General features: G+C 50.3%; 21 protein-coding genes and 1 pseudogene. 15 read left to right on the forward strand and 7 right to left on the reverse strand.

What is annotated here, in order from left to right; all coding sequences use genetic code 11:
• Positions 1–62: 62 nt before the first annotated feature.
• Positions 63–1,649, reverse strand: a complete 1,587-nt coding sequence (locus AC0IWZ_RS05875; RefSeq protein ID WP_471677857.1) for a sulfatase-like hydrolase/transferase — start codon at positions 1,647–1,649, stop codon at positions 63–65.
• Between the two features lie 318 nt (positions 1,650–1,967).
• Positions 1,968–2,096, reverse strand: coding sequence for a manganase accumulation protein MntS (mntS, locus tag AC0IWZ_RS05880; protein ID WP_034456469.1), 129 nt, complete (start codon positions 2,094–2,096; stop codon positions 1,968–1,970).
• Positions 2,097–2,286: 190 nt separating this feature from the next.
• On the opposite strand from mntS, the gene mntR reads away from it, so the two are divergent.
• Positions 2,287–2,754 carry a manganese-binding transcriptional regulator MntR gene (gene mntR, locus AC0IWZ_RS05885; protein ID WP_034494239.1) on the forward strand — a complete coding sequence of 156 codons (468 nt, stop codon included), beginning with the start codon at positions 2,287–2,289 and terminating at the stop codon, positions 2,752–2,754.
• Positions 2,755–2,756: 2 nt separating this feature from the next.
• Entirely contained in the window at positions 2,757–3,875 is a 1,119-nt protein-coding gene (locus AC0IWZ_RS05890) for an SLC13 family permease (protein WP_471677855.1), read from the forward strand.
• A gap of 31 nt (positions 3,876–3,906) precedes the next feature.
• Here the strand turns inward: AC0IWZ_RS05890 and AC0IWZ_RS05895 are convergent, their stop codons facing one another.
• Positions 3,907–4,722, reverse strand: a complete 816-nt coding sequence (locus AC0IWZ_RS05895) for a Cof-type HAD-IIB family hydrolase (protein ID WP_471677854.1) — start codon at positions 4,720–4,722, stop codon at positions 3,907–3,909.
• A complete protein-coding gene (locus AC0IWZ_RS05900) occupies positions 4,719–5,942 on the reverse strand; it encodes an MFS transporter (RefSeq protein WP_471677853.1) in 1,224 nt (407 codons plus the stop codon). Before AC0IWZ_RS05900 ends, AC0IWZ_RS05895 begins: the two co-directional genes overlap by 4 nt.
• A gap of 106 nt (positions 5,943–6,048) precedes the next feature.
• Between AC0IWZ_RS05900 and AC0IWZ_RS05905 the strand changes: the two genes are divergently transcribed.
• Positions 6,049–6,594: a TetR/AcrR family transcriptional regulator gene (locus AC0IWZ_RS05905; RefSeq protein ID WP_034494587.1), complete on the forward strand. Its 546-nt coding sequence runs from the start codon at positions 6,049–6,051 to the stop codon at positions 6,592–6,594.
• A gap of 19 nt (positions 6,595–6,613) precedes the next feature.
• Here the strand turns inward: AC0IWZ_RS05905 and AC0IWZ_RS05910 are convergent.
• Both AC0IWZ_RS05910 and AC0IWZ_RS05915 read right to left on the reverse strand, forming a co-directional pair.
• Positions 6,614–6,931 (reverse strand): annotated as a pseudogene (locus AC0IWZ_RS05910) (SDR family oxidoreductase); the annotation flags it as partial.
• A gap of 347 nt (positions 6,932–7,278) precedes the next feature.
• Positions 7,279–8,961 carry an aspartate:alanine antiporter gene (locus tag AC0IWZ_RS05915; RefSeq protein WP_034494245.1) on the reverse strand — a complete coding sequence of 561 codons (1,683 nt, stop codon included), beginning with the start codon at positions 8,959–8,961 and terminating at the stop codon, positions 7,279–7,281.
• Between the two features lie 299 nt (positions 8,962–9,260).
• On the opposite strand from AC0IWZ_RS05915, the gene AC0IWZ_RS05920 reads away from it, so the two are divergent.
• Positions 9,261–9,626 (forward strand): inner membrane protein YbjM, encoded by a 366-nt coding sequence (locus AC0IWZ_RS05920; RefSeq protein WP_034494246.1) that lies wholly within the window; start codon positions 9,261–9,263, stop codon positions 9,624–9,626.
• Positions 9,627–9,675: 49 nt separating this feature from the next.
• Here AC0IWZ_RS05920 and AC0IWZ_RS05925 read toward each other — a convergent pair whose 3' ends face one another.
• Positions 9,676–9,948 (reverse strand): GrxA family glutaredoxin, encoded by a 273-nt coding sequence (locus AC0IWZ_RS05925; RefSeq protein WP_034456459.1) that lies wholly within the window; start codon positions 9,946–9,948, stop codon positions 9,676–9,678.
• A gap of 181 nt (positions 9,949–10,129) precedes the next feature.
• Between AC0IWZ_RS05925 and AC0IWZ_RS05930 the strand changes: the two genes are divergently transcribed.
• From AC0IWZ_RS05930 to potI, 11 genes are all read left to right on the forward strand, one after another.
• Complete coding sequence (locus AC0IWZ_RS05930) at positions 10,130–10,429, forward strand: YbjC family protein (protein ID WP_034494248.1); 300 nt, start codon at positions 10,130–10,132, stop codon at positions 10,427–10,429.
• Positions 10,413–11,135, forward strand: a complete 723-nt coding sequence (gene nfsA, locus AC0IWZ_RS05935; RefSeq protein WP_034494249.1) for an oxygen-insensitive NADPH nitroreductase — start codon at positions 10,413–10,415, stop codon at positions 11,133–11,135. Before AC0IWZ_RS05930 ends, nfsA begins: the two co-directional genes overlap by 17 nt.
• 150 nt (positions 11,136–11,285) lie before the next feature.
• Complete coding sequence (gene xapA, locus AC0IWZ_RS05940) at positions 11,286–12,119, forward strand: xanthosine phosphorylase (protein WP_115629883.1); 834 nt, start codon at positions 11,286–11,288, stop codon at positions 12,117–12,119.
• 43 nt (positions 12,120–12,162) lie between these two features.
• Positions 12,163–13,419, forward strand: coding sequence for a nucleoside permease (locus AC0IWZ_RS05945; RefSeq protein WP_115631867.1), 1,257 nt, complete (start codon positions 12,163–12,165; stop codon positions 13,417–13,419).
• A gap of 68 nt (positions 13,420–13,487) precedes the next feature.
• Entirely contained in the window at positions 13,488–14,405 is a 918-nt protein-coding gene (locus AC0IWZ_RS05950; RefSeq protein WP_034494253.1) for a LysR family transcriptional regulator, read from the forward strand.
• A 211-nt stretch (positions 14,406–14,616) separates the two neighbouring features.
• Positions 14,617–15,519, forward strand: coding sequence for a 30S ribosomal protein S6--L-glutamate ligase (gene rimK / locus AC0IWZ_RS05955; RefSeq protein ID WP_172895063.1), 903 nt, complete (start codon positions 14,617–14,619; stop codon positions 15,517–15,519).
• A gap of 105 nt (positions 15,520–15,624) precedes the next feature.
• Complete coding sequence (locus AC0IWZ_RS05960; RefSeq protein ID WP_034494256.1) at positions 15,625–16,110, forward strand: YbjN domain-containing protein; 486 nt, start codon at positions 15,625–15,627, stop codon at positions 16,108–16,110.
• Positions 16,111–16,494: 384 nt separating this feature from the next.
• Positions 16,495–17,607: a spermidine/putrescine ABC transporter substrate-binding protein PotF gene (potF, locus tag AC0IWZ_RS05965; RefSeq protein WP_034494259.1), complete on the forward strand. Its 1,113-nt coding sequence runs from the start codon at positions 16,495–16,497 to the stop codon at positions 17,605–17,607.
• A 154-nt stretch (positions 17,608–17,761) separates the two neighbouring features.
• Positions 17,762–18,895 (forward strand): putrescine ABC transporter ATP-binding subunit PotG, encoded by a 1,134-nt coding sequence (gene potG, locus AC0IWZ_RS05970; protein WP_115629877.1) that lies wholly within the window; start codon positions 17,762–17,764, stop codon positions 18,893–18,895.
• A gap of 9 nt (positions 18,896–18,904) precedes the next feature.
• A complete protein-coding gene (gene potH, locus AC0IWZ_RS05975; RefSeq protein ID WP_471677852.1) occupies positions 18,905–19,858 on the forward strand; it encodes a putrescine ABC transporter permease PotH in 954 nt (317 codons plus the stop codon).
• The gene (gene potI / locus AC0IWZ_RS05980; RefSeq protein WP_471677851.1) at positions 19,855–20,700 is read left to right on the forward strand and encodes a putrescine ABC transporter permease PotI; all 846 of its coding nucleotides are present in this window, start codon (positions 19,855–19,857) and stop codon (positions 20,698–20,700) included. Before potH ends, potI begins: the two co-directional genes overlap by 4 nt.
• The last annotated feature ends 48 nt before the right edge of the window (positions 20,701–20,748 follow it).

The following is a 20,748-nucleotide window of genomic DNA, read 5'->3' on the forward strand; positions in this document are numbered from 1 at the left end:
TCTTTAATTGAGTGAAAAAAAATCCGCCTCTCGGGGCGGATTTTTTATGCGCTGAATTTGAGTTAACGCGTTTGCGTTTCAAACACATCCGTCTGCAAATGAGTATAGTCCACCTTCTTGAGCTTAAAGTTGGTGATATAGATTGGCCCCGCTTTTTGCTCAGAGATGAACTTGTATTTCGGCGTTAACTCTTTGGTTTTAATCCCGGTCCACGCTGAGAAGAAGTTCAGGAAATCATTGGCTGAACGGCGCGCTTTAATCTGACGATGCGCGGTATCATCGCTTGAAAGCACCATAAACGGCACCTGGAAGTTTTGCTGGAACTCGTCATCATGTGCCAGATATTGCACATCGGTGCCACGTTCTTTGAACGCCAGTCCGTGGTCTGAAAAGTAAACCATCGAGAAACTGTCACCGGTATTTTGCAGTTGCTGATAGAGCTGTTTGAGCAAGTCGTCGGTCTGCGTCATGGTATACAGATAACAAGATGTCTCTTTCGACTGCACAAAATCTTTGTATTTGCCCTGAGTCCGGTCGCAGGCCTGGGGATGTGAACCCATCAAGTGCAGCACAATTAATTGCGGGGTAGTGTGCTGGGTGGCAAACACCTGCGCCGTCATCTTTAATAATGCTTCGTCACGGGTATTTTTATCCGCTTCAAAATCACCATTTTTCAAAAAATGCACTTCATCCGCACGCTTGGCGATGCTGGCAATGGCGGTATCGTATTCACCGATTTGCCCCTGGTTTGAGAACCACCATGTCTGGAAACCAGCACGGTTGGCGAGGGTGATAATGCTGTCCTGATATTGCGGTTTGCCATCAATAACCCGGTTGAGCGTCATCCCCAATGATTTCTGCGTTGAACCACTGGCGGCAACATAATCCATAAACAAGTTGCCATTGACCTGGCTGGCGAAAGGCGTGTTATCCCAGTGACCACCGAAAGCCCCCAGCGCATCACGCCGTGCGCTCTCACCAATCACCACCACATAAGTGTGATACTTCGGTTTAACCGCCAGCACATTCCAGGTGTCCTTCATCTGAGCGAAGGCCTGCATCCGCGTCTGTTCGTCGATCACTTCCTGGTTATTGACTACCACATCTTTGACGAACCGGAACACCGGATAACCGGAATCTTTGAATTTAAATACGCCACCGTAAGCCAGATTTTGCACCGGAGCCACAAAGAAACAAACCACGCTGACAACCAGACATAAACTGTCGAAATGACACCAGTTTCTTTTCTTCGGCGCGACTTTACGACGCACGGCAATAATGCCAAGCGCCAGAATAAATACCGACACCAAATAGCTGTACCACGGGAAGATAGTCATCAATTCCGTGGATTCTTCGAAGTTGGTCGAATGCAGGGCCAGCAAGGTATTAAAGTTGGGAGAACCGTAGGCCTGACCAAACGGGAAATACATCGCGGCTATCAAACTGCAAATTGCCAGCAAACCTTTCTGGAATTTAGGCGCGCTGCGCCAAAGCAGCAGCAATACGCAGCTAAAAGCCACCGCATACAGAATGCTAAATTCATAACCGAGAGCGAAGTTAATCAGCAAAGACTGAAGGAAATAAAAGCCAGTCCACGGATTGAGCGCAATTGCGCGGGTCGTCAGGGTTTCTTTAACCGTTAAATTCATGTTTACCGAGATCTACTAAACGCCATGCGAAAACCCTGGCGACGAGGGTAAGAACCTGCCTGACAGACGGAAAAGAAGGGGGAACTGGACCGCATCTGCGAGCCGCTTCATGTGCAGGGCTGCAAGAAGATAGAGCGGTACGATAAGAAGATCAACTGATAAGAGAAATGTGTTTTGCGAAGCAGGTAACAAAACCGACAAATGGTAGGGTTAAAGTGCGACTAAACGGTAATTTCAGGGAATCTAATGAAAGGAAAAACTAACAGCTGGGATAGCCGACGTGAGTCAGACTACTGGTGAAGAAGGCAGGGCGGCTGCCTATGACTTCGGTTTTTCGCCCTGCTGTGGTTTGCCGGAAACCCAATCACATAACATATTGAGCAGCATCAGCCGCACTTGAAACGGGGAATGTGTAAACACGCTCATGCACCTCTTAAATTCATTCATCTTGTCCTCCTAATAACATCTGCTGCCTTCAATTCCTTTTAAGGCTGACTGCATTACATACAGATATAGCACAGGCTATATTGTATAGCTATTGCTAATTCGTTAAATTTTTGTGCTTGGGTGATGCTGGTTTACAATGGGGCCAAAGCTCGTCATCGGACGATGCCGCACCCCTGCATGAGGAAGCATCATGAGCCGTACGCCAGGCCAAAAAAATAAACCAAAAATGACGCAGTTGGTAAACGTTGAAGAGCATGTCGAAGGCTTTCGGCAGGTGCGTGAAGCGCATCGCCGTGAATTGATTGATGACTACGTTGAGCTGATTTCTGATTTGATTCGTGAAGTGGGGGAAGTGCGCCAGGTTGATATGGCGGCAAGGCTTGGCGTCTCTCAGCCAACTGTTGCTAAAATGTTAAAAAGGCTGGCCTCGGTGGGGCTTATTGAACAAATTCCATGGCGCGGCGTATTTCTGACGGCAGAAGGCGAGAAGCTGGCGCAAATGAGCCGTGAGCGTCATCAAATCGTTGAAAACTTTTTTCTCGCACTCGGCATCAGCCCTGAAACGGCCAGAATTGACGCCGAAGGTGTTGAGCACCACGTGAGTGAAGAAACGCTGGAAGCCTTCCGCTTGTTTAGCGAGCAGCGGGGATTTAAGTAGCAATGTTACTGAACCTGGTGCGCCCGTTTGCTCGCGATCGCTTTCTTCATCTATTGCTTATCGTGGGCGTTATTCTGAGTTTTGCCGCGCCTTTTCAGCCGCAGCATTGGGTTCATGCCATTGACTGGCACACTATCATTACGCTTGCGGGCTTAATGATGTTGACCAAAGGCGTGGAACTGAGCGGTTATTTCGATGTGCTGGGCCGCCGCATGGTGAAGCGGTTTGATAATGAACGAACGCTGGCGATATTTCTCGTCAGCGCAGCGGCATTACTTTCAACGTTTCTGACTAACGACGTCGCGCTGTTTATTATCGTGCCGCTGACTATCACGCTGAAAAAATTGTGTGCGATACCGATTAATCGTCTCATCATATTTGAGGCATTAGCGGTCAACGCAGGCTCGATGCTCACGCCCATTGGCAACCCGCAGAATATTTTGCTGTGGGGACGCTCGGGCTTATCGTTCGGTGAATTTACCTGGCAAATGGTGCCGCTGGCGCTGGCGATAATGTTCAGCTTGTTGGTGCTGTGCTGGTTCTGTTTTCCGCATAAAAAGCTCACGTATCACGCTCACGATAAACTTCATGACTGGCAGCCGCGTCTGGTGATGAGTTGCGTCGCGTTCTACATTATCTTTATCGTCGCGCTGGAATTAAAGCAGGAAATATGGGGACTGGCCGTGGTGGCTGTGGGTTTTTTACTGCTGGCAAGGCGCGTATTGCTGAGTATCGACTGGAGTCTATTGCTGGTATTTATGGTGATGTTTATCGACGTCTACCTGATTACGCAGCTTCCGGTATTACAACAGACTTTGTCAGGAATAAATCAACTCCCGGCCGGTGGATTGTTTGCGTTAGGAATAGGTCTCTCACAGTTTATCAGTAATGTTCCATCGACCATTTTATTACTGAATTACGTTCCTGCTTCCCTGTTACTCGCCTTTGCAGTCAACATCGGTGGTTTTGGGTTATTGCCGGGATCGCTGGCGAATTTGATTGCATTACGCATGGCAAATGACCGCCGCATCTGGATTCGCTTTCACTATTATTCACTGCCAATGCTGTTATGGTCGGCCCTGCTGGGCTACGGTATTTTGCTGTTGCTTAAGCAATTATAAAATAAGGGGCTTTTCAGCCCCTTATTCAAGATTACGCGTTAAACGGCGCTTCTTTTTTCAGCGCTCGCTCAATCACATTCAACACACCTTGCTCATTGCAGTGCCCGGTCTGATAAGCGGCGATTTGCTTAATTTTTTCCGGCGCATTCGCCATCGCAAAACCATATTTTGCCTGGCGTAGCATTTCGATATCGTTCCCGCCATCGCCAAACGTCACCACTTCGCTGTCATCAATGCCCCATTTTTCCTGCAATATTCGCAAGCCATTCGCTTTGTGAACACCGGGAATAATCAGGTCAATTGAGCCATGACCGCTGGTGACTGGCACCATAATTCCGTCGAATTGCGCAGCCAGAGAATCCATGGTGTCGTCTAATAAATTATCTGGCAGATTCAGGGCAAATTTAAAGAACACGTCATCCAGATTTGAGAAGTTTTCGACCACTTCCAGACGGTGATAATAACTGCGCGCCATTTTGATAAACGCGTCGTCATAGCTTTTCAGGGTATAACCGTTGTGTTTGCCGCAAGCGATGATATCCACATGCGGCAACGTCAAAAGATGATCGATGACGGTGTTGAATTCCTGCTTTGTCAGCTCACCGTTAAAGGTATCTTTGCCTTCGCTGACTACCCAACCGCCATTATCGGCCACGAAGGAAATCTCGTGGGCGATCTCCGGGAAGAATGAAATGAGCTGGTAATATTGGTTGCCGCTGGCGACCACAAATCGAATGCCTTGTTCTTTCATCTGCGCATAAAGCTCCGCAAAACGCGCACGGTTGTACTCTTTATTATCGTCCAGGAACGTACCATCCATGTCGACGGCAATTAATTTCACACTCATCGAACTCTCCCTTCAAGCGAATTGGTCACAAGATCGGTTGGTTTAGCGACGGCTTTCGCAACCAGTGCGGCGACCACCATTAAACTCAATACCACTAACATAGCCAGGCGCAGGCCGTAATGTTCGCCTAAGAAGCCTAACAACGGCGGGCCAACTAAAAAAGCGATATAGCCGGAAGCCGCCACCACACTGACGCGAGTTGCCGGATCCGGGCCGGTATCGCCTGCTGCGGAAATCGTTAATGGGAAACCGAGAGAGGTTCCCAGTCCCCATAAAATAACGGAAATACCCGCCACAAAGGTGTTATCCACAAAGATGATTAAGCCGATGCCTAAGATCCCCATCATTGCGCAGGCGCGAACCACGGCTACACGGCTGTAGCGATCGATAAACCAGCCGCCGGTAAAACGCCCTACGGTCATGCCCAGCGTGAAACCGACATAAATCATTGAACCTGAGGTTGGGCTAAAACCATGGCCATCGACCATCAGTAGTGGCAGCCAGTCGTTGGCAGAACCTTCAGCAAACGCCATTGCCAGTACAATCGTGCCAATTAAAATCAGCTGTAAATCTTTATAAAATGGCGGATGAGGTTCGTGCCCATTATCAGTATTAGCATCGGCATTATTTTTCCCGACACCGTGTGGGATTGCAGTAATGGCAATAATAATCGGCGTGATAACCACCAGGCCAATCACTAAAAGATGCCCATACGCGGTGACGTTAAGGGCGGTCAGACTCATGCCAATTCCCGCGCCTGCTAATGTGCCGAGGCTATAAAAGCCGTGCATCATGGGTAATACGGTCTTTTTTAGCAGCCCTTCAACAATTGCGCCTTCGACGTTCATTGCCACTTCAGCCGAACCCAGTCCAGCCCCGAGGATTGCCAGGCCAGTTGCGAACAGAACAGGAGACGCCAGGAACAACGCGGCGCCCATCACCAGCATGCCAGTGACCATCAGCGTCATGCCGCTGCGAATAATATTGCGCGTACCAAACCGCTTAACCAGCCAGCCGGAACATAAAATGCCGCTCATCGAACCAATCGACAGGCCAAATAGCACGATACCCATACCGGCAGTTGAAACGCTGAGTGTGTCACGAATGGCTGGAGTACGGGTGGCCCAGGAGGCCATGACGAGGCCGGGCAGGAAGAAAAAGGCGAACAGCGCCCAGGTGCGATGTTGAGTCGCTTTGCGATGACTAATGGCGGCAGACATGGAAGTACCGGTTGGCGGCGAATGGAAATTACACTAGCAAGTTTGTGTACATTTGTACACATTGCCTGGTAAACTCTTTTGCGTCTGTTTTTACCGAGCGAAAATGATGACTAAAGCACCGCGACGCAATGACCCCGACCGCCGTTCACGTATTTTGCACGCCACGCTGGATATGCTGGTGGAACATGGAATTAGCCATATCACGCACCGCAAAATTGCCGAAGCGGCAGGTGTCTCGCTGGGATCGATGACCTACTATTTCGACGGCATCGAATCGCTTTTGAGCGAAGCCTTTACACAGTTTGCGCACCAGATGTCTGACGATTATCGTTGTCGCATTGAGCAGGCCCGTAATCGCGATGAAGCCTGCGAAGCGATAGTCGACATGATTTGCGGTGAGAAAATCGCCACGTCATACAACCTGCAAGTGATGTATCAACTCTATGCATACGCAAATCGCAATCCTGAACTAAAAATCATCATGCAGGATTGGATGTGTCGCAGCCAGCAAGCGCTCGAGGCGTTTTTTGACCCGATAACCGCTCGCATGCTGGATGCTTTTATCGAAGGTATGACACTGCATTATGTGACGGACAGGCATCCGTTGAGTCGTGAGGACTTGAGCAGGATGCTGGCAAAAATTGCCGGTTAGATTGGACAGGGTATTCTTATCAGTCAATCGTCGTACCCGCACTCATATTGACCACAGTTGCCGTCATCGCCCCTGCGTTTTCTGACGCCAGAAATGTCATTAACTCTGCAATCTGCGAAAGCGTGGGCAGACGTTTTAACATCGTACTTTGTGCCGCCCCTCCTACCCACTGTTCCACGCTCAAACCCATCGCTTGTGCCTTTGGCTCGAAAACTTCTCTGGTATAGGAACCAGCCTGAACGGCATCAGAAATAGCATGTGATCGGACGCAGACGACGCGAATATTCTTCGGGGCGAGTTCGCTGGCGAGCGCTTTAATGAAGGCTTCTGTGCCAGCGTGCTACCGATAGCGCCGCTGCCCCCGAAGATCACCACGATTTTATCTTTAAGTAACATCACGAATCCTCGCTCACTAGCTCTCAGTATTCAAATTATGAAGGATGGGTTTAGATTTGGTGGTGATTAAGGCGTGACTGGAGCAGAGATGGGCAAGAGTTTGATTTGAAAGGGAACACGAATTTCAGGCAATAAAAAACCCATCAACCTTGAACCAAAGAGGCGGGGTTGATGGGCTCCACAAATTGGGGACATCAAAGAAAAGCAGTGGCACTAATTAAGACTTTGTCTTGGGTAAAAAGTTCGCACTGCCATAAAAAAATCTTTTTTCTTTGTCTGCGGTACGGATCACAAACCAGGCCATATGATTACGATAAGCGTCCCCGCCAACGTTAACAACACGTTAGCGATAGCGTAGGTTCCGGCGTAGCCAAGGGCTGGAATATTACTGCGCGCGGTGTCGCTGATGATTTCCATCGCCGGTGCACAAGTTCGTGCGCCCATCATCGCCCCGAACAACAGTGCGCGGTTCATACGTAAAACATATGCACCGAACAGGAAGCAGATCACTACGGGTACCAGGCTAACGATAAGGCCGGCGATCAACATTTGCCCGCCGACTGCACCTAAACCATTGCCAATGCCGCTACCGGCACTTAACCCGACGCCCGCCATAAATACCATCAGGCCGAATTCTTTCACCATGTTCAACGCCCCTTGCGGGATGTAGCCGAACGTTGGGTGGTTGGCGCGCAAGAAGCCCAACATGATTCCGGCAAACAGCAAGCCTGCGGCGTTACCGACACCGAAACTAAACGAGCTGAACTGGAAGGTGATCATGCCGATCATCAGGCCGATAATGAAGAAGGCGCAAAAAGCGAGCAGGTCGGTAATCTGGCTATGAATCGAGATAAAACCGATGCGCTCTGCCACGGTTTTCACGCGTCGAGCGTCACCGCTAACCTGTAAAACGTCGCCTTTGTTCAGCACGATATTGTCGTCGATAGGCATTTCAATCTGGCTGCGGATAACGCGGTTCAGGAAGCAACCGTGATCGGTCAGCTTTAATTGCCCCAGGCGGCGACCTACGGCATTGTGGTTTTTCACCACAATTTCTTCGGTGACGATGCGCATGTCCAGCAGGTCACGGTCAAAAACTTCTTTACCATTACGGAAGCTTGGGTCGAGACGAGAGTGTGCGTCCGGGTAACCGACCAGCGCGATTTCATCCCCTTTTTGCAGTACAGCGTCACCATCAGGGTTTGCCAGAATACCGTTACGGCGAATACGTTCGATATAGCAACCGGTCTGGCGATAAATACCCAGTTCGCGCAGATTTTTGCCATCCGCCCAGGCAACAAGTTCAGAACCGACGCGATAGGCGCGGATAACGGGCAGGTAAACTTTGCGTGCGGCATCGGTATCCAGACCGCGTTCACGAGCGATTTGTTGAGCGCTGGTTTGCAAATCCTGGTGCTGAAGTTTTGGCAGATAACGCGCACCAACAATTAAACTCACCAGGCCGATTAGATAAGTCAGCGCGTAGCCGAGGCTCAGATTATCAAGAGAGGCGGCAAGTTCGGTTCCCGCTATGCCGGAATGGCGCAAGGTATCACCTGCACCGACCAACACGGGGGTAGAGGTCATCGAACCGGCGAGCATACCGGCGGTGAGGCCAATATCCCAGCCAAAGAGTTTCCCCAATCCGAGTGCAAGAAGCATGGCGCTGCCGACCATCACCAGTGCCAGCATTAAATAATTTTTGCCGTCGCGGAAGAAAATTGAAAAAAAGTTTGGCCCAGCTTCCACGCCAACACAAAAAATGAACAGCATGAAACCCAGATTTAGGGCGTCTGTGTTAATGGAAAAATGTTGTTGTCCGAGTAATAAAGAGACCACTAAAACACCAATGGAATTACCCAGTTGGACAGAACCGAGGCGTAATTTACCCAGACATAAGCCTAAGGTCAGAACAACAAATAATAACAGGATGTAATTCCCGCTTAACAAATCTGCGACGTTTATATTCACGAAGGATAACTTCTTGTTTACTAGTAAGCTGTTGAAAGAAATGGTTTTTTGGGTTAGGGTTTCTACTAATTACAACGCAATTTAATGTATTTTTATTGCATTAAAATATCCAGTGCACAGACCTGATAATAGCCGCTAGTTTAATCTTTATGTAGTTTTACGGCTAGTAAGAATATTGTGCGAATTGCGCGACTTATTTTTTAGCAGGGATTGCTGAAACTTATCTGACCCGGGCTGTTCTGCGTGCAGAACTGTAATTTTAAGTTCGATACAAGCGATCGTCAGGAGGATGTGTGTTCATGCGTGGACAACGTTGGTTTGGAGTCATTTGTTGCTTCGTGTTGTTTGTTGGCGTGTTTTTGTCTCAGAAGTTGAGTGCCGCCAATAGCTACCCGGGTGATAGACATTCAGAGTGGGGATTGCTGTTTTTTATCCTTCCGGGTGTTATTGCTAGCGTGTTTTCACGCCATGGCCGAGTGATCAAACCGCTGATGGGCGCAGTACTGGCTTCACCGCTTTGTCTGTTAATCATTCACTTTTGGCTTTCGCCAACGCGAACGTTCTGGCAGGAAATGGCCTGGATGTTTAGTGCTGTGTTTTGGTGTGCTCTTGGAGCATTGAGCTACTTATTTGTTCGTACATTGCTCCGCCGTCAGCGGCGATAAAAAAACCGGCTCAGTTATACAACGGAGCCGGTTTTTTTAGTTTGAGTATTTATTCCGCGTTCTGGAACAAGCTCAGGTGTTCTTTAGCGTAAGCTTCAAAATCAGTGCAACCACCGATGTGTTTCTGGTCGAGGAAAATCTGCGGTACAGTTTCAACAGGTTTACCTACGGTTTTTTCCAGATCGGCTTTGCTGATGCCTTCTGCGTGAATATCAACGTAACGGAAGTTGAAGTCATCACGCTCAGCGGTCAATTTCTCAGCCAACTCTTTAGCACGAACACAATATGGGCAGCCTGGGCGACCAAAGATTACTGCAAACATAGAATCTCCTTTATTTTTTGCGGCCGAACGAGCCGGCGAATGGCAACTATAATGCCGCTAACCGGGGGGAATGGAAAGAAGGTCTTGCCTCTTACATTGATATTCATCGTCTATATTGCAACGTAAGAGTCAGGCGCAACCAGGTTATACTCAAGTGATAATTGCCTGTGGAGACAAGCGGATGCGTTCACTCGGAGCCTTACCGAAACCTGTATTAATCCTCGAAGTTATCGGTATCGCCTTTTTATTGCTTTCTTATCTTTCCCTGAACGGTTATGTGGCATTACCCGCACCCTTTGGGAATGCGACGGCGGCCATCATCATGGTATTTTTAGGGATTGCACTCATGATCCCGGCAGCGGCATTCATGGTGTGGGCGATGGCTCAAAACGTTGCGCCGCTGCTGACCAAAGGGCAATCGCCCGTTAAGAAATCTCTTTCAGACAAGCCAAAGGATAAACACGATGACGCCGACCATTGATCTGCTGCGTTCACACCGTTCCGTTCGTCGCTACACCGACGAGCCAATTACTGACGAACAGCGTGCAGCGATTGTTGCCAGTGCCCAGGCGGCCTCAAGTTCCAGTTTTTTACAATGCACCTCGATTATCCGTATCACGGACAAATCCCTGCGTGAGCAGCTGGTTCCGCTCACCGGCGGGCAGAAGCATGTCGCGCAAGCCGCTGAATTTTGGGTGTTCTGCGCCGACTTTAACCGTCATTTGCAAATTTGCCCGGAAGCGCAGTTAGGTCTGGCCGAACAGTTGCTCCTTGGCGTGGTCGATACGGCTATTCTTGCGCAAAACGCCTTTACCGCAGCGGAGTCACTGGGATTGGGTGGCGTGTACATCGGCGGGCTGCGTAACAACATTGAAGCGGTGACGGAACTACTGAATATCCCAAAACACGTGCTACCTCTGTTTGGTTTATGCTTGGGTTGGCCCGATGAAGACCACGGTATTAAACCGCGCATCCCGGCGGCCATGATCATGCATGAAAATAGCTATCAGCCGGTCGATGAAAACGTGCTGGAGCAATACGACGAAGAGATGGCGCAATACTATCTTTCCCGTGGCAGCAATACGCGCCGCGACACGTGGAGCGATCATATTCGTCGCACAATCATCAAAGAAAACCGTCCATTTATTCTCGATTATTTGCACAAACAGGGCTGGGCTACCCGATAACAACCTCTGGCGGTGGCGCTCGCCGCCGCTGATCAATACATTTTCGCTATCAATCACCCGCCTAAACGGTATTGGTTCTGCACTATTGTCAGTCGGTATAACAGAGTTAACGCAAATTCTGATTATTCGACTCATGACAAGGAGCACCTGATGCCGATGACTACTCTTGATAACTCTCCGTATTACGCCGCAGATATTATCCGTTCCCGTATTAATGGCCTGGTGCCGCGCGTGGCTTTCATTTTGGGGTCTGGCCTGGGCGAACTGGCTGAGAAAATCGAACAACCTATTGTTTTCCCTTACGACGAACTGCCAGGCTTTCCGGTCAGCACGGTACACGGCCATGCCGGTGAGCTGGTGGTAGGGACGCTTGCGGGTGTTCCTGTCGCTTGCATGAAAGGGCGCGGTCACTTCTACGAAGGGCGCGGTATGTCAGTGATGACTAACGCGATTCGCACGTTTAAATTGCTCGGCTGTGAAATCCTGTTCTCCACAAACGCCGCGGGTTCATTGCGTCCTGAAGTGGGTCCTGGCAGCCTGGTAGCGTTGAACGACCATATTAATACCATGCCGGGTACGCCAACGGTCGGCCCTAACGATGACCGTTTCGGTGAGCGTTTCTTCTCTTTGGCAAATGCTTATGACGCCGATTACCGTGGCGTATTACAGCAAGTCGCAAAAGAGCAGGGCTTCCCACTCACCGAAGGTGTGTTTGTTTCCTATCCTGGCCCCAACTTTGAAACCGCAGCTGAGATTCGCATGATGCAAATCATCGGCGGCGATGTGGTGGGTATGTCTGTTGTGCCCGAGGTGATCAGCGCTCGCCATTGCGGCCTGAAAGTGGTGGCGGTTTCGGCGATTACCAATCTTGCTGAAGGCCTGGGAAGCGTGCAGCTTTCTCATGCGCAAACGCTGGCGGCAGCGGCACTTTCGCGCCAGAACTTTATTAATCTGATTTGCGGTTTCCTGGGCAAACTCGCCTGAGGCACTACCAACACACCGGGTAAAACACATGGCGATTAACGTTTTGGCGATTAAACCTCGCTTGAAAATCATGTTGTTTTTGCAGTATTTCATTTGGGGCGCATGGCTGGTCACACTAGGCTCATACATGATTAACACCCTCGGTTTCCGGGGGGCTGATGTCGGTATGGTCTACAGTACCAAAGGACTTGCGGCGTTATTAATGCCGGGGATCGTCGGCATTATTGCCGACAAATGGCTGCCTGCGAATCGTGTCTATGCACTCTGCCACCTGGTGTGCGCCGCAATGCTGGCCTGGGCTGCCAGCATTAATCAGCCGGGGCTGATGTTTTGGGTGATGCTGGGTAACGCGATGGCATTTATGCCAACCATTGCCCTGTCGAATACCATCTCATATGCCAGCCTCGAAAAAGCCGGGCTGGATACCGTCAGCCATTTCCCACCGATCCGCGTTTTCGGCACTATCGGTTTTATCGCCGCGATGTGGACAGTAAGCCTGATGCGATTTGAGCTGAGTAATCTCCAGCTTTATATTGCAGCGGGAGCCTCGCTGGCGCTGGCGTTGTATTCCCTGACTCTGCCAACCATTCCGGTGGCGAAAGGCGGCGTGTCGCGCTCGTGGGTGAGCCGTCTGGGTCTGGATGCGTTTGTATTATTCAAAAATCCGCGCATGGCTGTTTTCTTCTTATTCGCCATGCTGTTAGGCGCGGTTTTGCAAATAACCAATACTTTCGGCAACCCGTTCCTGCATGATTTTGCGCGTAACCCTGAATTTGCCGACAGCTTCGTGGTTCAGTACCCGTCGATTCTGCTGTCTGTTTCTCAGATGTCGGAAGTGGCGTTTATCCTGACCATTCCATTCTTCTTACGTCGCTTTGGGATTAAACAAGTGATGTTGATGAGCATGGTGGCCTGGGTGCTGCGATTCGCCTTGTTTGCCTGGGGGGACCCGTCTGCATTTGGTTTCGTATTACTGCTACTTTCGATGGTGGTTTATGGCTGCGCGTTCGATTTCTTTAATATCTCAGGTTCTGTTTTTGTGGAGCAAGAAGTCGATAAACGTATCCGGGCTAGTGCACAAGGGCTATTCATGACGATGGTTAACGGGATTGGCGCTTATCTTGGGGCGATTCTCAGTGGCTATGTGGTGGATTACTTTAGCGTTGATGGCGTCAAAGACTGGACGACGATTTGGTTGGTGTTTGCCGGATATGCATTAGTGCTGGCGGTTATTTTCCACTTCAGTTTCCAGTATCGACACAATCCTTCGCTCAAGGCTTCGGCACCGGTCGCACATTAACAGTCGGCTGGATTACAGCGAGCGGCAGGAGTGATAGTTTATGGGGCTGCCAGAACAAAGGGAGCCTCATGAGCATTTCACAGCGAGTTTATCGTACCGATTTAAAACTATTGCGCTATTTCCAGGCTGTGGCAGAAGAGCTGCATTTTGGCAAAGCTGCGGCGCGCTTAAATATGTCCCAGCCGCCGCTGAGTTTTCATATCAAAGAATTAGAGTCCCAGCTCGGCACCGTTCTGTTTATTCGCCATTCACGTAGCGTCGCGCTTACTTATGCGGGTGAAATTCTACTCGAAGAAACCCGGCGTTTGCTCGACAGCGCAAACCTTGCCCTGGCCCGAGTCGAACAAATAGGTCGTGGCGAAGGTGGGCGAATTCACCTGGGCATTGTCGGCACCGCTATCTGGGGCGGGTTGCGTCTGGGGCTGCAACAATTTATCGCTGATTATCCCGCGATTGATATTTTATTCCGCGAAAAGTCACCTGGCGTCCAGCTTTCTTTAATTGAACGCCATGACATCGACGCCGGGATCTGGCGTATGGAAACCAATCCACCTCCCGGTTTACGCAGCGAAAAACTTCACGACGCGACGTTTTTAGTGGCCTTGCCAGAAAAGCACCCCCTCACAAAACAAACCGCCATTGATATCGAGCAGTTGCGTCACGAGGCTTTTGTCACCATGACGGCGGTGCATTCTGACTGGACCTTTTTGCAGGGGGTCTGTCGGGAGGCGGGGTTCACGCCGCGTATAGTCAGGGAAGCCGTCGAGCCGCAAACGGTGCTGGCATTGGTGAGCATCGGTATCGGATTAACCATCATGGCCGACAGCTACGCGCAAATGAACTGGCCGGGCGTGACCTTCCGCCCGCTCACAAAAGCGATCCCGGCGGATCTCTATGTGGTCTACGATCCGCATCATCTGGCCTCCACAACACGCCATTTAATTGACGTGTTAAAACAGTCCCCAGATACATTGCCCGTTCGTTGAAACAACATGGCAGTGCTATGATATCCGCGCTGTCATTATTAGAGACTATCCCATTAGGCTATTTTATTTGTTAGTTTTGCCCTGGGCTGTGCTCAAAATCCTCACGTACTTCGTGTACGCTCCGGTTTTTCCGCGCAGTCCGAGCCCAAACTAACTGCATCAATCACGCCTACTGAGATTGCCTCATAGACTGGAAATGCTGAGGTGCAGGGTGAAAATCGCCATTTTGTCCCGGGATGGAACGCTTTATTCTTGTAAACGGCTTCGTGAAGCGGCATCGCGCCGGGGTCACGCCGTCGAAATTATCGATCCCCTTTCTTGCTATATGAACATCAATCCGGCAGCACCCTCTGTGCATTATAAAGGCCGCCAGCTTCCGCATTATGATGCAGTTATTCCACGTATCGGCTCGGCAATCACATTTTATGGCACTGCCGTTTTGCGCCAGTTTGAAATGCTGGGCAGCTATCCACTCAATGAATCCGTCGCGATTACCCGTGCGCGCGACAAACTGCGTTCCTTGCAGTTGATGGCGAGGCAGGGCATTGATTTGCCCGTTACCGGTTTTGCTCACTCACCTGATGACACCAGTGATTTAATCGACATGGTAGGCGGTGCTCCGCTGGTGGTAAAACTGGTGGAAGGTACACAAGGGATTGGCGTTGTGTTGGCTGAAACCCGGCAGGCGGCAGAAAGCGTGATTGATGCCTTCCGGGGTCTTAACGCTCATATTCTGGTGCAGGAATATATAAAAGAAGCGCAGGGCAGGGATATCCGCTGTCTTGTGGTCGGCAACAAAGTGGTGGCGGCAATCGAACGCCAGGCAAAACCCGGTGATTTTCGCTCCAACCTGCATCGCGGAGGCGTGGCAAATCAGGTTGAAATCACTGAACGTGAACGCGAAATCGCCCTGCATGCGGCTGCTACGCTCGGGTTGGATGTGGCGGGCGTTGATATTTTGCGCGCCGAACGCGGCCCACTGGTTATGGAAGTCAACGCGTCGCCAGGTCTGGAAGGCATTGAAAAAACAAGCGGTGTGGATATTGCGACGCTGATGATTAAATGGATTGAACAGCAAGCGCAGCCGGGATATTGCCTGAAAACAGGCGGCTAAATTCGAACGCATGAGCCATTGGGCGCATAATATTAGTATGAGGCGTTATTTTTGCGTAAGCTATGGCGCGACTTACTCACCCTTATTTAAGAGGCTACGGCATTTATGGATTCACTCGTTGTCCCGACTCTGGACATCTTACGCCGCTGGCTTGACGAAATCGGCGTGACCATTTTCGAGTGCGACACTTGCCAGGCGCTCCATCTGCCCCATATGCAGAATTTTGATGGTGTCTACGATGCGAAAATCGATCTGGTCGATAATATCGTCTTGTTCTCAGCGCTGGCCGAAGTAAAACCTTCCGCTTTGCTGCCACTGGCATCTGATTTGTCCTCTATCAACGCCAGTTCGTTAACCGTGAAAGCGTTCCTGGATATCCAGGATGACAATTTACCAAAACTTGTGGTTTGCCAGTCGCTGCAAGCGTCAGTCGGCATTACCCGTGAGCAGTTTGCTGCCTTTGTAAAACAGAGTGAAGAGCAAATCTCTATGGTGATTCTGGAAGCGTGTGCCAACCAGCTGCTCTTTATCTCTGAAGGAGAAGAAGAGCAAGATGACGGCACAATTATTCAAACCCACTTCCTGCACTAATCGTTTCTTTCCTGACCGCAGCGGCTGCCATACCCGCTGCGTTCCATGTTTTTTTATTCTGCCTTAATAGCCTCCCACCAGAATTATTCTCGCCACTCCTGCCCGTTTTGCGCCACACCATAGATGTTTTATGCTTAAAAAATTGATAAAAGTCACTTTTCTGCGTGGGCTATAGTCTCTAAGTCTGGCTACAGTTATTCTTGCGGGACGCGTAAAGCGTGCAATGTCTGCTGGGGAGGCGTCAGTCTTTTTTCACAGCAGTTTGAATAGAGATGCATGATTCTTGCATGGCCTGTGTGCGAGAAAAAAATGCGTGAAAGGTTGATTGAGTAAATTATGCTCGCGAAAGCGAGATTTACCCTTTATTCAGAAGGAATGATAACTATGTTCGCCCAACGTAAAAAATTGCTATCGGGTATGGTGGCGGGTTTGCTGATGGCCGTTTCTGCCACCACATTTGCTGCTGAACAAAAGACGCTGCACGTTTATAACTGGTCTGATTATATTGCGCCGGATACGCTGGCAAACTTCACCAAAGAAACCGGTATTAAAGTCGTTTATGACGTCTTCGACTCCAACGAAGTGTTGGAAGGGAAGTTGATGGCGGGCAGTACGGGCTACGACCTGGTTGTGCCTTCTTCGCAATTCCTCGAACGTCAGGCTCAGGCCGGGATTTTCCAGCCGCTGGATAAAAGTAAACTCCCGAACTACAAAAACCTCGATCCGGAAATGCTCAAGCTGGTCGCGCACAACGACCACGACAATAAATACGGCATTCCGTACATGATGGTCACAACCGGTATCGGTTACAACGTCGAAAAAGTCAAAGCGGCACTGGGCAAAGACGCGCCAGTGGATAGCTGGGATCTTATCCTGAAACCCGAAAACCTCGAGAAGCTGAAAAGCTGCGGTGTCTCCTTCCTTGACGCACCAAGCGAAGTCTATGCCTCCGTGTTGCACTATCTGGGCAAAGATCCTAACAGCACCGACCCGAAAGATTACACCGGGGCGGCGAACGATCTGCTGTTGAAACTGCGCCCGTCTATCCGTTATTTCCATTCTTCTCAATATATCAATGACCTGGCAAACGGCGACATCTGCGTCGCGATTGGTTGGTCAGGCGATATTCTCCAGGCAGCGAATCGCGCCAAAGAAGCAAAAAATGGCGTGAATATTGCTTATACCATTCCTAAAGAAGGGGCGATGGTGTACTTCGATATGTTCGCCATGACCGCAGATGCGAAAAACAAAGACGAAGCCTATCAGTTCCTGAATTACCTGATGCGCCCGGATGTCGTGGCGAATATCAGTAACCACGTTTATTACGCGAACGCGAACAAAGACTCCACGCCGCTGCTGAACGCAGAAATTCGCGATAACCCAGGTATTTATCCGCCAGCTGATGTGCGTGCCAAATTGTTCACACAAAGTGTGCAATCGCCAAAAGTTGACCGCGTAATTACCCGGGCGTGGACTAAAGTTAAAACAGGCAAATAAGTAAACCTGTTAGCGACTTAACAAGGTTTGCAACGGAGTGGTGCACCGAAACAGTGCATGCGCTCCAACACGAGCAGAGGCCCAGGCCTCTGTATCGTCATTAGTACGGCAACCGGGTCGTACATCTATTTCGTTTTTGCCGGAGAGCAACATATTGAACGACGCAACTCCTCGTCCACACGCGAAAACTCGCAAAGCGCTCACCCCGCTGCTTGAAGTACGCAACCTCACAAAATCCTTCGACGGGCAACACGCCGTTGATGATGTGAATCTCACCATTTATAAAGGCGAAATTTTTGCGCTGCTCGGGCCATCCGGCTGTGGTAAATCAACACTTTTACGTATGTTGGCAGGCTTTGAGCAACCGAGTGCCGGGCAGATCGTGCTTGATGGCGTCGATTTGTCGCATGTGCCGCCGTATCAGCGCCCGATCAATATGATGTTCCAGTCGTATGCACTTTTCCCGCATATGACGGTTGAACAAAATATCGCCTTCGGCCTCAAGCAAGACAAACTGCCGAAAAGTGAAATCACTCAGCGTGTGCAGGAAATGCTAACTCTTGTGCATATGCAGGAGTACGCGAAACGTAAGCCGCACCAGCTTTCTGGCGGGCAGCGCCAACGTGTCGCGCTGGCACGAAGCCTCGCGAAACGGCCAAAACTGTTGCTGCTCGATGAGCCAATGGGCGCGCTGGATAAAAAGCTGCGTGACCGTATGCAACTTGAAGTCGTCGATATTCTTGAGCGCGTGGGCGCGACCTGCGTGATGGTGACGCACGACCAGGAAGAAGCGATGACTATGGCGGGGCGCATCGCCATCATGAATCGCGGTAAATTCGAGCAAATCGGCGAGCCGGAAGAAGTCTATGAATACCCGGCAACGCGCTACAGCGCTGAATTTATCGGTTCGGTAAACGTCTTTGAAGGTCTGTTGAAAGAGCGTCAGGAAGATGGCCTGGTGATTGACAGTCCAGGGCTTGTGCATCCATTGAAAGTAGACCCGGATATTTCAGTGGTCGACGGTGTGCCGGTCTACGTTGCATTGCGCCCGGAAAAAGTGATGCTTTGTGACGAACCCCCTGCCGATGGCTACAACTTTGCGGTGGGTGAAGTGGTGCACATTGCTTACCTTGGCGACTTGTCGATATATCACGTCCGCCTGAAAAGTGGCCAGATGATCAGCGCGCAGTTGCAGAACGAGAACCGCAATCGTAAAGGAATGCCGACATGGGGCGACGAAGTGCGCCTGTGTTGGGATGCTGAAAGTTGTGTGGTGTTGACGGTTTAAGGGGGCGAAATGAGCACGATGACTGAACGCCCGGCGGAGCCACCGGCAAGCAGTTTTAAATTGTGGCTGGGAAAAATGCAAATGCGCCATGGCCGCAAGCTGGTGATCGCTTTGCCTTATCTGTGGCTAATTTTGCTGTTTATGCTGCCATTCTTGATTGTCTTTAAGATAAGTTTTGCAGAAATAGCGCGATCCATTCCACCTTACACCGATCTCGTCACCTGGGCAGACGATCAGATTTCGCTGGCGCTGAATCTGGCTAACTATCTTCAGCTAACTGACGATCCGTTATATGCCGAAGCCTATCTGCAATCGCTGCAAATGGCGGGCGTTTCTACAATTTGCTGTTTGCTGCTGGGCTATCCGTTGGCCTGGGCGGTGGCTCACAGTAAATCCTCAACACGTAATATTCTGTTGTTATTGGTTATTTTACCTTCATGGACCTCGTTCCTGATTCGCGTGTATGCGTGGATGGGGATCCTCAAAAATAACGGTGTGCTTAATAATGTGCTGATATGGTTGGGTGTTATCGATCAACCGCTGGTGATTTTACATACCAATCTCGCGGTTTATATCGGTATTGTTTATGCCTATTTACCCTTTATGGTGCTGCCGATTTATACCGCGCTGACCCGAATTGATTACTCGCTGGTGGAGGCCTCTCTGGATTTAGGTGCCCGGCCGCTGAAAACGTTCTTTAGCGTTATCGTGCCACTCACCAAAGGCGGGATTATTGCCGGCTCGATGCTGGTGTTTATTCCGGCGGTAGGAGAGTTTGTTATCCCGGAATTGCTCGGCGGGCCAGATAGCATCATGATTGGCCGCGTATTGTGGCAGGAGTTCTTCAATAACCGCGACTGGCCTGTGGCCTCAGCGGTGGCTATCACTATGCTTATCCTACTGATTGTGCCGATTATGTGGTTCCACAAATACCAGAACAAAGCGGCGGAGGACCACGCATGAACAATTTACCGGTAGTTCGTTCGCCGTGGCGTATTTTGATTTTGGTGATTGGTTTCACCTTCCTGTACGCCCCAATGTTAATGCTGGTGATTTACTCATTTAACAGCTCAAAACTGGTAACAGTATGGGCGGGGTGGTCTACACGTTGGTATGTCGAGCTATTCCACGACTCGGCGATGATGAGCGCGGTGGGGCTGAGTTTGGCCATTGCGGCTGCGGCTGCAACAGCCGCGGTTATCCTCGGCACCATTGCTGCTATGGTGATGGTGCGTTTTGGTAAGTTTCGGGGCTCCACAGGTTTTGCCTTTATGCTCACCGCACCGCTGGTTATGCCTGATGTCATTACTGGCCTGTCGTTGCTGTTGCTGTTCGTCGCGCTTGGGCATGCCATTGGCTGGCCAAGTGACCGCGGCATGTTGACCATCTGGCTTGCGCACGTCACTTTTTGTACTGCGTATGTGTCGGTTGTGATTAGCTCACGCTTGCGCGAGTTAGACCACTCAATCGAAGAAGCGGCAATGGATTTAGGCGCCACGCCGCTAAAGGTGTTTTTTGTGATCACCGTTCCGATGATTGCTCCGGCGATCGTTTCCGGCTGGTTACTGGCGTTTACCTTATCGCTCGATGATTTGGTTATTGCGAGCTTCGTCTCAGGGCCTGGGGCGACAACCTTACCGATGCTGGTATTCTCGAGTGTCAGAATGGGGGTCAACCCGGAAATTAACGCTCTGGCATCCATCATTTTGGGTGTCGTCGGGGTTATTGGATTAATTGCATGGTGGTTTATGGCGCGGGCAGAAAAGCAGCGCCTGCGCGATATCCAACGTGCAAGGCGTAGCTGAAAGGTTTAAAATCTGATAAAACCCTCAGTGCCGCGCCAGACGCGGCAC

Source organism: Buttiauxella sp. AC142 (genome assembly GCF_979253435.1).

What these genes read in the sequence shown, in the direction of transcription:
- AC0IWZ_RS05875 (WP_471677857.1), bottom strand. Translation starts at nt 1,649, where the DNA reads ATGAATTTAACGGTTAAAGAAACCCTGACGACCCGCGCAATTGCGCTC.
- mntS (WP_034456469.1), bottom strand. Translation starts at nt 2,096, where the DNA reads ATGAATGAATTTAAGAGGTGCATGAGCGTGTTTACACATTCCCCGTTT.
- mntR (WP_034494239.1), top strand. Translation starts at nt 2,287, where the DNA reads ATGAGCCGTACGCCAGGCCAAAAAAATAAACCAAAAATGACGCAGTTG.
- AC0IWZ_RS05890 (WP_471677855.1), top strand. Translation starts at nt 2,757, where the DNA reads ATGTTACTGAACCTGGTGCGCCCGTTTGCTCGCGATCGCTTTCTTCAT.
- AC0IWZ_RS05895 (WP_471677854.1), bottom strand. Translation starts at nt 4,722, where the DNA reads ATGAGTGTGAAATTAATTGCCGTCGACATGGATGGTACGTTCCTGGAC.
- AC0IWZ_RS05900 (WP_471677853.1), bottom strand. Translation starts at nt 5,942, where the DNA reads ATGTCTGCCGCCATTAGTCATCGCAAAGCGACTCAACATCGCACCTGG.
- AC0IWZ_RS05905 (WP_034494587.1), top strand. Translation starts at nt 6,049, where the DNA reads ATGACTAAAGCACCGCGACGCAATGACCCCGACCGCCGTTCACGTATT.
- AC0IWZ_RS05920 (WP_034494246.1), top strand. Translation starts at nt 9,261, where the DNA reads ATGCGTGGACAACGTTGGTTTGGAGTCATTTGTTGCTTCGTGTTGTTT.
- AC0IWZ_RS05925 (WP_034456459.1), bottom strand. Translation starts at nt 9,948, where the DNA reads ATGTTTGCAGTAATCTTTGGTCGCCCAGGCTGCCCATATTGTGTTCGT.
- AC0IWZ_RS05930 (WP_034494248.1), top strand. Translation starts at nt 10,130, where the DNA reads ATGCGTTCACTCGGAGCCTTACCGAAACCTGTATTAATCCTCGAAGTT.
- nfsA (WP_034494249.1), top strand. Translation starts at nt 10,413, where the DNA reads ATGACGCCGACCATTGATCTGCTGCGTTCACACCGTTCCGTTCGTCGC.
- xapA (WP_115629883.1), top strand. Translation starts at nt 11,286, where the DNA reads ATGCCGATGACTACTCTTGATAACTCTCCGTATTACGCCGCAGATATT.
- AC0IWZ_RS05950 (WP_034494253.1), top strand. Translation starts at nt 13,488, where the DNA reads ATGAGCATTTCACAGCGAGTTTATCGTACCGATTTAAAACTATTGCGC.
- AC0IWZ_RS05960 (WP_034494256.1), top strand. Translation starts at nt 15,625, where the DNA reads ATGGATTCACTCGTTGTCCCGACTCTGGACATCTTACGCCGCTGGCTT.
- potF (WP_034494259.1), top strand. Translation starts at nt 16,495, where the DNA reads ATGTTCGCCCAACGTAAAAAATTGCTATCGGGTATGGTGGCGGGTTTG.
- potH (WP_471677852.1), top strand. Translation starts at nt 18,905, where the DNA reads ATGAGCACGATGACTGAACGCCCGGCGGAGCCACCGGCAAGCAGTTTT.
- potI (WP_471677851.1), top strand. Translation starts at nt 19,855, where the DNA reads ATGAACAATTTACCGGTAGTTCGTTCGCCGTGGCGTATTTTGATTTTG.